The organism is Sphingobacterium sp. N143, from assembly GCF_030325625.1.
Lineage (GTDB): Bacteria > Bacteroidota > Bacteroidia > Sphingobacteriales > Sphingobacteriaceae > Sphingobacterium.
This window is the reverse complement of record NZ_JACAIS010000012.1, coordinates 42,596-54,853: the sequence shown is the minus strand read 5'-3', so window position 1 is coordinate 54,853 and position 12,258 is coordinate 42,596. Positions and strand designations below refer to the sequence as shown.

Below are 12,258 nucleotides of genomic sequence, written 5' to 3'. Positions count from 1 at the left end.
CATGGAAAATTCAATTATACCATCCATTTGGTTTGATCAAAATGCCAAAGAGGCCTTCAATCTGTACTCTGATACTTTTTCCAACAGCAAAATTAGCAGCGACTCGGCAATCGTTGTTGAAGCAGTCTTGAATGGCATCAAATTTATAGGTATCAATGGCGGGCCGATGTTTAAACCTAACCCTTCCATATCTTTTATGGTGATTTGTGAATCAAAAGAAGAAGTGGACCATATCTGGACTGCATTTTCAAAAGAAGGGAATGTACTCATGGCATTAGATAATTATCCGTGGAGCCCATACTATGGTTGGGTAGCGGACAAGTATGGAGTCAATTGGCAGCTGTATCAGGGCAAGGTGGACGACACCAACCAACAAGCTATTGTGCCTACACTGATGTACTGTGGTCAGCAGCAAGGAAAATGTGAAGCGGCCCTTCACTTTTACGAAAATGTATTTAAAGATTTCCGCAGCAATGGTATGCTGCGCTACACAGAAGGTGAATTTAAAGGATCAATTCAACATACACAATTTGTCATCAATGGTGTTACATTGATGGCTATGGATAGTGGTGTCAAACAAGATTTTACATTCAACGAGGGAATATCATTGACTATCCTCTGTAAAGATCAAGAGGAAATTGATTATTACTGGAATGCCATTACCCAACAGGGGGAAGAGAGCAGATGTGGTTGGTGCAAAGACGAATTTGGTGTTAGCTGGCAAATTGTTCCTGAACAAATTGCAGACTACCTTCAGCGTCCGGGCGCTGGTGAAGCTTTGATGAATATGAAGAAAATTATTATCAAAGATCTCTTGGGGTAAAACAGCAACATCTTCTGAATAAAATAAAAAAAGGGATGATGATCATCCCTTTTTTAAGCATTTACCTGAAGGGCCAATGCGTATAACTTCATCTGCTTAATCATTGACAACAAGCCATTTGCCCGTGTGGGTGACAGATGTTCTTTTAAACCGATCTGGTCTATAAAGTACAGATCAGCATCCATAATTTCTTTTGCGGTATGTCCAGATAGCACTTTTACCATAAGACTTACCAGACCTTTGGTGATAATGGCATCACTATCTGCAGTAAAATATACTTTTCCATCCTTCACCTCCGGATATAACCAAACCTTGGATTGGCATCCTTTGATAATATATTCCTCGGTTTTATATTGCTCATCAATCAAAGGTACTTCTTTCCCGAGCTGGATAATATATTCATACTTCTCCATCCAATCGGTATAGAAAGCAAAGTCTTCGATTAATTCGTCTTGTATCTCGTTAATAGTCATACTATTTTCATTAAACTAACATATTGACAGCACGTTGTATACCTGCCACCAAAATATCTATTTCTTCTTTTGTGTTATAAAGCGCAAGTGAAGCCCGGATTGTTCCAGGGATACCAAACCGGTCCATTACAGGTTGTGCACAGTGGTGACCTGTACGAACAGCTATTCCCAATTTATCCAAAATTACACCAACGTCATAAGGATGTGTTCCCGCTATGATAAATGAAATTACCGAGCTTTTTTGCGCTGCTGTACCTATAAATCTCATTCCTGGGATCTGAGCTAATTTTTCATGCGCATACACCAGCAGTTCATGTTCATAGGATTCAATATTCTTTAGACCTATAGAATTGATATAATCTATGGCTTCATTGAGGCATATTCCGGCCTCGATATTAGGTGTCCCGGCCTCAAATTTGAACGGCAGCTCGTTGTATGTTGTTTTTTCGAATGTTACCTCTTTAATCATATCACCTCCCCCTTGATAAGGAGGCATCATATTCAATAACTCTTCTTTACCATATAACACGCCCACACCGGTAGGCCCGTACATTTTATGTCCTGAAAAAGCTAAAAAGTCAACATCCAGGTCCTGTACATCAACTTGAATATGCTGAATGGCCTGCGCTGCATCCACTAATACAACTGCTCCATGCTCATGTGCTATTGAAATCATTTCCTTCACCGGATTAATTGTACCCAATGCATTGGAAACGTAGGTTACAGCAACCAGTTTTGTCTTATTATTGAATAAAGCACGATATGCATCCATATCCAGCTCGCCTTTATCATTCATCGGGATAACACGGATTTTACAACCCTTTTCATCGCAAAGCATTTGCCAAGGCACGATATTGGAATGGTGCTCCATCGCAGAAATAATAATCTCATCCCCTTCGTGAATAAAAGCCCTTCCATAACATGTGGCTACCAAATTAATGCTATCGGTGGTTCCCTTCGTAATGATTACCTGTTTATCTTCCGGTGAATTGATAAAGGCTTGAAGTTTCTTTCGTGTTATTTCAAAAGCATCGGTAGATATCTGACTCAAATAGTGAACCCCACGATGTACATTACTATTCATATCTGTATAATAATGTGCAATTGAGCGAATCACTGTAGCTGGTTTTTGCGTTGTAGCGCCATTGTCCAGATATACCAAAGGCTTGCCATTTACCTCTCTTTTCAGGATCGGAAAATCTGCACGTATTTTATCTATATTATATTTCTCCAAAGTCGTCTAAATAATTTATACAAAGTTAATAGTATTTTACCGAATACAGGATGTTCAATCTGTTTTTTATGTCATTATCGGATGCTGTTGTTACGCTGTCCCAGGCTTATATCCAGCTCAATGAGGTAGTTAAACCCATTTTTGCCATTTTACACAATTATATTCTGCTTTTATAATTTATTGATGCTATTTAATTACCTTTGTAAGGATATGCAAGAATTACCTCTAAATTTACCAGAAGGGTCACGTAAAGAAGTGATGGCCTACTTGGAACCGTTCATGTTAAATGAAATGAGCGAATACCTGAAGCCTGTAGAAGAAATGTGGCAACCTGCTGATTTTCTCCCGGACGCTTCAAGGGATACATTTTTTGAGGAAATAAGAGATTTACAAGAAAGTGCCAAGGAACTCTCGTACGATCTGGTCGCTGTATTGATTGGAGACACGATTACTGAAGAAGCCCTTCCAACCTATGAATCATGGCTGACCATGGTTGAAGATGTTAATAAAAATGAACAAGGAGGATGGATGAAATGGGTTCGTGCCTGGACTGCAGAAGAAAACCGCCATGGAGACCTATTAAATAAATATCTTTATTTGTCGGGAAGGATTGATATGCGGCAATTTGAAATGTCTACACAATATCTTATTCAAGATGGCTTTGATATTGGCACCGGAGCAGATCCTTATCGGAATTTTATCTATACTTCTTTTCAAGAACTTGCAACCAATGTATCACACCGACGTGTTGCCGGACTTTCCAAAAAAAGTGGTGATAAACTTTTGGCAAAAATGTGCGGTGTCATTGCATCGGATGAAGCACGTCACGCAAAAGCATATATGTCCTTTATCTCCAAGGCGATGACAGTAGATCCAAGTGAAGTCATGATTGCTTTCGAAGATATGATGCGCAAGAAAATTGTTATGCCTGCACAGTTCTTAAGGGAATCTGGTGAGCCGCAGGGCGAAGCATTCGCTCATTTTTCTGATGCCGCACAACGTTTGGGAATCTATACAGCATTAGATTATGTAGATATCTTAAAGGAACTTAACAATGAATGGCAAATTGACCGAGTTTCGGGACTCAATGATAAAGGCGAAAAAGCCCGGGATTACCTGCTAAAATTGCCTGACCGCCTGACAAGACTGGCAGACCGTATGAAGGTTCCTGAAAAAGAATATAAATTCAAATGGATTTACGGCTAAATAAAAAGGCTTGATTAGAAATAATCAAGCCTTTTTATTTAGCTCCCCATGCTGCGAGATTCTGTTTTTTTCATTACTCCGATCAAGTCCAGAAATCAGAAACAACGACTGAGCAAGAATGCCTAACATATACGTTTATTTTCGGAACAGAGTCCGAGTATTATACGCTATCGGGCTATTCTTCACCTCTGTTATTGTGCATATAAGCCCCTTTTTCGGCCCAGAGATCAGGTGAAAGCACCATGTCATCAGGTTATCTCCACCTAAAGTCTGTGTTTAACTCGGACTCACCACGGACGCATGACGCTTTCATCACGGATGCATTTCGAAGCTGATGCGATTATGTATCGGAGCAGCGGCAACCTTTCATTATCGGTTTTCTTGATGGCAAACAAAGAATGTCAAACTCCAAAAAGTTATCATGAACAATTCTTATTTTACATTTCCCATTAATTTCCGAACAACAGGTGACAATGCGATAAGTACAACTCCGGCAATTAAGGAATATAGTCCCAATTGCTTATAACTTTCTGTATAAGTCATTAAGTTGTCCGCTAATGAGCTTCCCTCTTTTGCTTCAGCCATACTTGCACCGATCAAACCCGCAACATACTGTCCATAGGCGCTTGCCAAGAACCACATTCCCATCATAATACCTTGTAACCTTGCTGGGGACAGTTTTGTCATAATGGAAAGGCCTATCGGAGAAAGACACAGTTCACCTATTGTAATCACTAACAGGGCCAACGTAAAGATATCCAATGAAGTCATTCCATCATGAGCAAACAGACGTGTGCCGAAAAGCACATAATACCCTAATCCTAGAAAAACAAAGCCCAGGCCAAACTTAATGATCGTATTGGGTTCGAGCTTACGTTTGGCTAGCCATATCCAGAATAGCCCAAATAATGGTGCCAGCGCGATAATAAACAAAGCCCCCCCAGAATTATTAACACCATTTGGGTCAAGAGTCACCACACCAAGTAAAGAATCGTTTAAGTGCTTGGCTGCAAAAATACTGAGCGATCCACCACTCTGCTCATATATCCCCCAAAAAATGATGGAAAACAGGATAAAAACCAAAGCTGCAATAAGCTTGTTCCGCTCCTCCTTTGTTACTTTTGACATTTCATAAAAAAGGTACAATAGGGTCAATGGACCAATTGTGTACATGAAATAATCTGTATATTGGGTTTTTGATACCATGATCTGTATGATCGGGATAAAGATTAATGTCAAGATATACACCCCATATTCTACCCATTTCGGCAATGCTTTGGTTTTTACAATAGCCTCCGGATCACCAGGTTGCAGTCCGATTGGGCCAAGATGCCTTTTTGTAAAATGGAAGTTAATTAAACTGATCAGCATCCCTACCGCAGCTAGGCCAAATGCAACATTCCAGCGGTGTTCTTCAGAGATAATTGACGTTAGCATATATCCTTTTCCAATTGCTACACAAATGTAACCGCCTAAGAATGCGCCTAAGTTTATCCCTGCATAAAACAACGAAAAGCCGCCATCACGACGGTTATCTCCCTCACGATAAAGCTCTCCTACCATTGTCGAGATATTAGGCTTAAAGAAACCCGTACCAATAATTATAAAAGAGAGACCAAAGAAAAAATACTGATGTGGATCAGCAGCCAAAAAAAGACTTCCGACGATCATCAATAATCCACCCCAAAACAGGGATTTACGAAAACCCAATATCTTATCGGCGAAAAGCCCTCCAATAAAGGTAAAAGCATAGACAAATGCCTGGGTAGCTCCATACTGTAAATTAGCTTCTTTCTCAGCGAAGTTCAGTTGTGTGATCATAAAGAATACCAACATGCCCCGCATTCCATAAAAGCAAAATCTTTCCCACATTTCAGAAAAAAACAGGCTCCAAATTTGCTTTGGATACTTTCCTTGAAAACTTTGAATCTCTTCTAATGACTCGCGTTTACTAACCTCCATACTTAATTTATGTTAATCAAAAAAGCTTCTTTCGTAAAAAGAAGCTTATATATTTATTATTTAATTCCATGCATCAATCGTTTAATCAATGGATTAAACAGCATTACTAATAACCCTGCCAAAGCTGGAATAGCCGTAAACAAAAAGAAAAAGTAACTCAACGAATGTTCTTCTTGAATAGCCTCCACTTGCCCACCAAGCAAGGCCGCAACCTTCTGTGCAATAGCAATCGCCAAATACCAGATCCCAAACATAAATGCAAGCATCCGTGCGGGCACTAACTTGGAGACATACGATAAGCCAACAGGAGAGATAAACAGTTCTCCCAATGTATGGAACAAATAGGTAAGTACTAAAAATACCATCGAAATTTTTGTTCCTGGAGCAATTCCAAAAGAGCCTAGACCAATGATCAAAAAGCCGATAGCAACCAGAATCAAGCCAAAGCCGTACTTAAAGGCTGCTGACGGGTTGTACTTAGATTCCCAAATTTTAGATACAGAAGAGGCAAGAGCAATGATAAAAAAGGAGTTTAAGATCGAAAACCAGGATACCTTGATCTCTGAAGTTTCCTTATTGAACTCTTGGTATAACATCCAAAACGCCGCTGCCCAGATCAGACCAAAACAGATAAATAATACGATATTTGAAATTGCAATTTTATTCCATGTTACTTTTGCCAACCTGATCAGCACCCAAGTAATGATCGAAAGTGGCACAATTGTCAACAGGCCATTGACAATATTGAACGTTGCCAATGCTGGACCTGTAAGTGTCCTGTCGATATTATCCCTGGCGACAATGACAAGTGAGGTGGCGGCTTGTTCAAAGCTCATAAAAAAGAATACCAGGAAAAAAGCTAATAGTACCACGGCAAACATTCGATCCCTTACGACCTTATCATACCGCAATATCCTAGAAACAATAAGATAAATAAAGAGAATCAATGCTATGATTACCATGATATATTGACCTCTTAAAAAAGATGTATCCAAGCTCGAAAATATATCGACAATACCATTTTTGGATAATGGGTCGTTGAAAGCGTACACAAAACCAATAATAGAAACAATCGCGATCAACACATAGTCTCTCACGGTAAAGGGGTTTCTTGTATCCGTATCCTCAACCACGACTTTCTGTCCCTCAGTCACAGATTTATTTAAGACCCCCAGGTTCCCCATCAACGGTTTGGCAAAAACAAACTGTAAGGTCCCCAATAACATAAAAATCCCCGCAAGTCCGAATCCCCAATGCCAGCCATAGGTCTCAGCAATATAACCGCAGAGCATCATACCAAAAAATGCACCGGCATTTACGCCCATATAAAAGATGGTATAGGCTCCATCCTTCTTTTCTGGCAGATCCTTATACATTTCACCTAAAATCGATGGCATATTGGGCTTAAAAAAACCAGTTCCAACAACTAGGCAGATCAGTCCAAGAAAAAACATGATTGATGTATCAAAAGCCATCGCAGCATGCCCCAATGTCATGATTAGCGAACCGATGATCACGGCTTTACGGGATCCGATATATTTATCTGCGATAATTCCACCGAGAATTGGGGTCAGGTAAAGCATCATGGCATAGGTACCATATAATGCGCCCGCTTGTTGGGCTGTCCAGGACCAACCTGAAAACGGACTCCCCTGAATAACCGCAGCAGTCAGAAACTGTATTAATAGAACACGCATTCCATAGAACGAAAATCGTTCCCACATTTCTGTAAAGAAAAGCACAAATAATCCTGAGCGCTGTCCTAATACAGTGGACTTAAAAAAATCTTTCGACGGGCTTGTAGTGATCTCCCCGCTTAATCTCCCCATAAGTAATCTATCTCTATTTTTATAAAATACTTACAAAGAAACAAAAACAAAATCACTTTTGACCAAAATAAAGTTGCATAAACAAAAAAAGGCAGCCCTAAGGGTTGCCTTTTCAGTAACAATTTTAATATGCCTTATCTTTTGTGCAATTGTTCATAGAGATCAATGACCTTCTTTTGAAGCTCAATAACTTCTCCATCACGTTGTTGCAATTTTTGCGTCAACGCGTTCACTTCATTGACATACTCTTTATCTTCTTCACTATCAGAAGTAGACAATAATTGAACAACTGTCAAATTGAATAATTTTGAAATCTGATTGAGGCGAGACAGATTCACATCTGTAATTCCTGTTTCAATTTTTGAAAACGCCGGAATTGAGATATCCAATCGTTTTGCCACATCTTCTTGACTCCAGCCCTTTTGGTGTCTAAGTAATCTAATTTTTTTTCCTAATGCATTCATCTGGTAGATATTTTAAACAAAAATAGCAAATAAAAATTAATTTACATTAAATTATATTTTTTTCACTAAAAATCTCTAAAAAACCGATCTGCCAACACGGACAAGTTAACCCCATTATAATTATTTAAACTCATAAGCAGTAAATTGTAACCTCTAGATTTAACTCCATCCAAAAAGGAATAGAGGCCATCCAAGCTTACAACAACCTCTAAATCAGGATCATTAAAGCTGTTTTTAATATTATTGGGCACACCTTCAATATCTTTATTAAGTTCCTTACATGAATTTATATTTACATAGACCACAGACATATCCGACTCTTTCGTTGAACCAGCATATTGTAACAAAAATGATGAATCCAAACTATCATAGGAGTTTAATTCAATAACTGTCACCAATTTCTGATTAGGAAATTGTTCTTTTACTGCGTGAATACTTGATCTTACTTTATCTGCATTGTATGCATAATCCTGATACACAACAGAACCTTCAGAACTCGCCACAAATTCGAGGTAACGAATAGATGTATTAAAGCTCTTTATTGCTTCATAAAAATCTTTCTTTTTGATCCCTAACCATTCGCATACAGTATACGCTCCGGCAATATTAGAGAGGTTATATTTGCCAAAGACCTGTAGTGGAACATCCTCATCAGGTGTGTTAAGATAAGTTACCCCCTTATTAATTGTATAATCGGGGATTTTGTACCCATGTCTATTGATCTTACAATCTTTGGTATCTTGAAGGACTTTTTGAAGAATAGCGTCTTCTTTATTATAGATTAATGTGCCTTTAGGTGGGATGGTATCAATAAAATCTTCAAATTGTTTAATGTATTCCTCTTTTGAGATCTTTGAATTGTATTCATTCCATACGATCCCCGAAATCAAAGCAATATTGGGTTTATAATACAAAAACTTAGATTTAGAATCAATCTTAGAAGAAACATATTCATCTCCTTCGATAATTATAATCTTATTATGCTTAGTAATATCTACAAGTTTATCAAATCCGCGCAGTTGTGCGCCAACTAAATAATCAAAGTCTTTGCCCAAAAAACGCAGTACATGCATGATCATACTGGTTATGGTCGTTTTACCATAACTTCCAGCGATAACCACGCGTATTTTGTCCTGTGAAAGCTCTTGAACAAACTCGGGGAAGGAATAAATTTTCAGTCCTAAATGCTGGGCCTTCTTTAATTCGGGATTATCCTCATTCGCATGCGCTCCCAATATCACAGCATCGATATCTTCGGTTACTTGCTCTTCAAACCATCCTAGTTGATCCGGCAATAATCCCGCTTCAATCAAGTGAGACCGGGAAGGTTCTACAATCTGGTCATCAGATCCAGTAACTTGATGCCCTTGCTTGGCCAATGAAATGGCAAGATTATGCATCACACTACCGCCTATTGCTATAAAATGAATACGCATAGCTAAATTATCGTTTCACAAATTTGGCTGCACACCAATTATTTAAAACTTTCTTGGAGACAAATTCAAAGCCTAACAATGATGCGGCATCGCTTAACATGGCCAGGTCTTCTTCTTCATAAAAACCGCTTAAGTACAACGCTCCATCCTGATTGATACTTAATGCATATTGTGGTAACTGTTCCAAAAGAATATTCCGGTTTATATTTGCTAAAATTATATCAAATGTTTTATCCTTTAGAACTTCAAATGAACCACAAATAGTGTCAATATTATTTACATGATTAAGCAAGCTATTCTCTTTAACACTTTCGACACAGATTTCATCGTAATCTACTGCCAGTACAGCACTTGCTTTCTTTTTCGATGTCAATATAGCTAGAATACCAGTACCGCAGCCCATATCCAATACCTCTTTACCCTCAAAATCGTTCTCCAAAATATATTGAAGCATCATAGATGTGGTCTGATGATGTCCTGTCCCAAACGACATTTTAGGGTCAATAATAATTTCAAATGGAAATTCAGGTTTAGATTCATGAAAAGTGGCTCGCACATAACATTGTCCACCAACCTCAATCGGATTAAAATTACTTTCCCATAACTTGTTCCAATTCTGATTTTCGATCTCCTGAACACTGTAATCAACACTAAGTCCATCTGGGAGCCCCAACATGAGGGTTTCAAGTGCCTGTAAATCCAGATTTGCAGCCGGAATATACGCTGCAAATCCAGATTCGGTATCTTCAAAGGTATCAAATCCAATATCCGCCAAATCAGCGATAAACAAATCTTTTTGCCATTCTTCGCCAGATATTATTTGAAAGATTACCTCTATGTATTTCATTTCTAAAAATTAGCCGTTAAACACTTTGGCAATATCAATAAAATCTCTCGATTTCAAAGAAGCCCCCCCAATCAAACCACCATCAATATCAGCCTGTGCAAACAAATCTTTTGCATTCCCTGGATTACAAGATCCACCATAAAGAATACTTGTATTGTCGGCCGTTTCTTGTCCATATTGCTCCGCAAGGACCTTACGAATAAATTGGTGAACCTCTTGCGCTTGTTCAGGGCTAGCCGTGAGCCCTGTACCAATTGCCCAAACAGGTTCATAAGCCAATACCACAGAAGCAAAAGCTTCTTTCGACAAGTGGAACAATCCATCAGCCAATTGTGTTTTAATTATTTCAAAGAAATCACCTGATTCCCGTTCTTCTTTTGTCTCACCAATACAAAATATTGGTGTTAAACCATGTTTCAATGCAATATCAACTTTACTAGCGAGTAATGCATCCGTTTCGCCAAAATAGGCACGTCTTTCTGAGTGTCCCAAAATAACATGCGAAGCGCCCACTGATTTCACCTGTGAGGCTGAAATTTCACCTGTATAAGCTCCAGACTCTGCCTGATGAATATTTTGTGCACCGATATGCACATTAGTCATATTTTTTGATAATTGTCCCAAACTTGACAAATGAATGAATGGGCTGCAAACAACAAGTTCCTGGCTTCCTATTACCTCATCTTTGGCCATATTGATAATTTCTGAAAATAAACTTAATCCAGATTGATAATCCAAATTCATTTTCCAATTACCAGCTACGATTTTTTTACGCATGATTTTACGATTTAATTTTATGTATTGTTAAGTTGATTCAATTCTTTCTTGACTCGCTCAGAAAGCTCCTCATTTTTTGACGCAAATAAAGCCTCAAGATATTCCATAAACTTATCAAATTCATAGGATTGGACAGTTCCATCAAACACCCACGCAAATGACGGTACAAATTTAGCATAAAAACTTGTATCTGCCAGCATACTTCCTATTCCAATTACTGTTCCCGTATTTAAAGACGAATTAATCCCCAACCGTGTAAAGTCCCCGATAAAAGCTCCACATTTTAATAATCCGGTATCTCTGAAGCCTCCCAATCCATAGTCATATATGGAAACGGTTTTCAAATTATTTTTAAGATTTGAATTGGAGGTTCCTGCCCCAAGGTTACACCAATCCCCTATGACAGAGCAACCTAGATACCCATAATGACCTTTAGCCGAAAAATCACCAATGACTGAATGACCAATTTCCCCGCCCACAACACTCTGTTTTCCAATTGAAACATTCCCATAGATCGTGGTCCCCATTTTTACGACAGCTCCCTTCCCAAGATATAGTGGTCCGCGCAAATGTGCGCCTTCCATGATTGTCACATCTTCATCAATATAAATAGGTCCATCGTTTGAATTCAGGCTGGCACATTCCATATGAAGGTTTCCTGCAAAGTAAAACGCCTCCCCTAACAATTGATTCGTTGCCGATACAACAGGTTTAACTGGGGCCGTTACTAAAAGATTGAAATCAATCCTGATTTCTGGCCCGGATAGTAAAAATAGGTCCTCAATACCTTTTAATAAATTAACCTCTTCCGCAAGCTCCCGCCAAGAATACACGCCTTCATATTTGAATCGCCAGGCAAGAATATAACCATCCTTCAGTAATACTTCACCACAATTTAAGTGAAGTATGGAATCCAATAACAGGTCGGAGGGGATAATATTTTCCGAAACCCAAACGACATCCTCTTCCTCTTCATCCCTGTCAATAATTTCAATATCAAATTTTAAGCTGATCTTTTGCCACTTTTCCCTTAAAGTCAAAATACCAACTCGTAGATCTAAACAGGATTTAATACAGGTAAAAGGGTATAGATTCTTTTTATCAAAAGAAGTTAATGGGGAATTAAGTCTATCCGACAGCTGGATAGTATCAAAGCAATCTACAAAAAAGACTTTCACAAAATAAAATTAACAAAAAAAACCCGACA

The 12,258-nt window shown here is 38.6% G+C and carries 11 protein-coding genes; 2 read left to right on the top strand and 9 right to left on the bottom strand.

The genetic code is table 11. The features are described 5' to 3' along the window. Position 1 precedes the first annotated feature (1 nt). A complete protein-coding gene (locus HX021_RS20200) occupies positions 2-823 on the top strand; it encodes a VOC family protein (RefSeq protein WP_286592411.1) in 822 nt (273 codons plus the stop codon). A gap of 53 nt (positions 824-876) precedes the next feature. On the opposite strand, the gene HX021_RS20195 is transcribed toward HX021_RS20200, so the two are convergent. Together HX021_RS20195 and HX021_RS20190 are read right to left on the bottom strand one after the other, a co-directional pair. Next, complete coding sequence (locus HX021_RS20195; protein ID WP_286592410.1) at positions 877-1,296, bottom strand: SufE family protein; 420 nt, start codon at positions 1,294-1,296, stop codon at positions 877-879. A 10-nt stretch (positions 1,297-1,306) separates the two neighbouring features. After that, on the bottom strand, positions 1,307-2,530 hold the full coding sequence (locus HX021_RS20190) for a cysteine desulfurase (protein ID WP_286592409.1): 1,224 nt from the start codon (positions 2,528-2,530) through the stop codon (positions 1,307-1,309). A 210-nt stretch (positions 2,531-2,740) separates the two neighbouring features. On the opposite strand from HX021_RS20190, the gene HX021_RS20185 reads away from it, so the two are divergent. Beyond that, a complete protein-coding gene (locus HX021_RS20185) occupies positions 2,741-3,736 on the top strand; it encodes an acyl-ACP desaturase (RefSeq protein WP_286592408.1) in 996 nt (331 codons plus the stop codon). A gap of 432 nt (positions 3,737-4,168) precedes the next feature. On the opposite strand, the gene HX021_RS20180 is transcribed toward HX021_RS20185, so the two are convergent. The 7 genes from HX021_RS20180 to HX021_RS20150 all read right to left on the bottom strand — a co-directional run bounded on the left by HX021_RS20180 (position 4,169) and on the right by HX021_RS20150 (position 12,229). Continuing rightward, entirely contained in the window at positions 4,169-5,698 is a 1,530-nt protein-coding gene (locus HX021_RS20180; RefSeq protein WP_286592407.1) for a peptide MFS transporter, read from the bottom strand. A 56-nt stretch (positions 5,699-5,754) separates the two neighbouring features. Next, positions 5,755-7,527 (bottom strand): peptide MFS transporter, encoded by a 1,773-nt coding sequence (locus HX021_RS20175; protein ID WP_286592406.1) that lies wholly within the window; start codon positions 7,525-7,527, stop codon positions 5,755-5,757. 134 nt (positions 7,528-7,661) lie between these two features. Then, complete coding sequence (locus HX021_RS20170; protein ID WP_070566095.1) at positions 7,662-7,991, bottom strand: helix-turn-helix domain-containing protein; 330 nt, start codon at positions 7,989-7,991, stop codon at positions 7,662-7,664. Positions 7,992-8,056: 65 nt separating this feature from the next. Next, positions 8,057-9,427: a Mur ligase domain-containing protein gene (locus HX021_RS20165; protein WP_286592401.1), complete on the bottom strand. Its 1,371-nt coding sequence runs from the start codon at positions 9,425-9,427 to the stop codon at positions 8,057-8,059. A 7-nt stretch (positions 9,428-9,434) separates the two neighbouring features. Next, complete coding sequence (prmA, locus tag HX021_RS20160) at positions 9,435-10,274, bottom strand: 50S ribosomal protein L11 methyltransferase (RefSeq protein WP_286592400.1); 840 nt, start codon at positions 10,272-10,274, stop codon at positions 9,435-9,437. A 9-nt stretch (positions 10,275-10,283) separates the two neighbouring features. Further along, entirely contained in the window at positions 10,284-11,051 is a 768-nt protein-coding gene (gene tpiA, locus HX021_RS20155; protein ID WP_286592399.1) for a triose-phosphate isomerase, read from the bottom strand. Between the two features lie 17 nt (positions 11,052-11,068). After that, positions 11,069-12,229 carry a putative sugar nucleotidyl transferase gene (locus HX021_RS20150; RefSeq protein WP_286592398.1) on the bottom strand — a complete coding sequence of 387 codons (1,161 nt, stop codon included), beginning with the start codon at positions 12,227-12,229 and terminating at the stop codon, positions 11,069-11,071. Positions 12,230-12,258: the final 29 nt, after the last annotated feature.

What these genes read in the sequence shown, in the direction of transcription:
- HX021_RS20200 (WP_286592411.1), top strand. Translation starts at nt 2, where the DNA reads ATGGAAAATTCAATTATACCATCCATTTGGTTTGATCAAAATGCCAAA.
- HX021_RS20195 (WP_286592410.1), bottom strand. Translation starts at nt 1,296, where the DNA reads ATGACTATTAACGAGATACAAGACGAATTAATCGAAGACTTTGCTTTC.
- HX021_RS20185 (WP_286592408.1), top strand. Translation starts at nt 2,741, where the DNA reads ATGCAAGAATTACCTCTAAATTTACCAGAAGGGTCACGTAAAGAAGTG.
- HX021_RS20180 (WP_286592407.1), bottom strand. Translation starts at nt 5,698, where the DNA reads ATGGAGGTTAGTAAACGCGAGTCATTAGAAGAGATTCAAAGTTTTCAA.
- HX021_RS20175 (WP_286592406.1), bottom strand. Translation starts at nt 7,527, where the DNA reads ATGGGGAGATTAAGCGGGGAGATCACTACAAGCCCGTCGAAAGATTTT.
- HX021_RS20170 (WP_070566095.1), bottom strand. Translation starts at nt 7,991, where the DNA reads ATGAATGCATTAGGAAAAAAAATTAGATTACTTAGACACCAAAAGGGC.
- HX021_RS20165 (WP_286592401.1), bottom strand. Translation starts at nt 9,427, where the DNA reads ATGCGTATTCATTTTATAGCAATAGGCGGTAGTGTGATGCATAATCTT.
- prmA (WP_286592400.1), bottom strand. Translation starts at nt 10,274, where the DNA reads ATGAAATACATAGAGGTAATCTTTCAAATAATATCTGGCGAAGAATGG.
- tpiA (WP_286592399.1), bottom strand. Translation starts at nt 11,051, where the DNA reads ATGCGTAAAAAAATCGTAGCTGGTAATTGGAAAATGAATTTGGATTAT.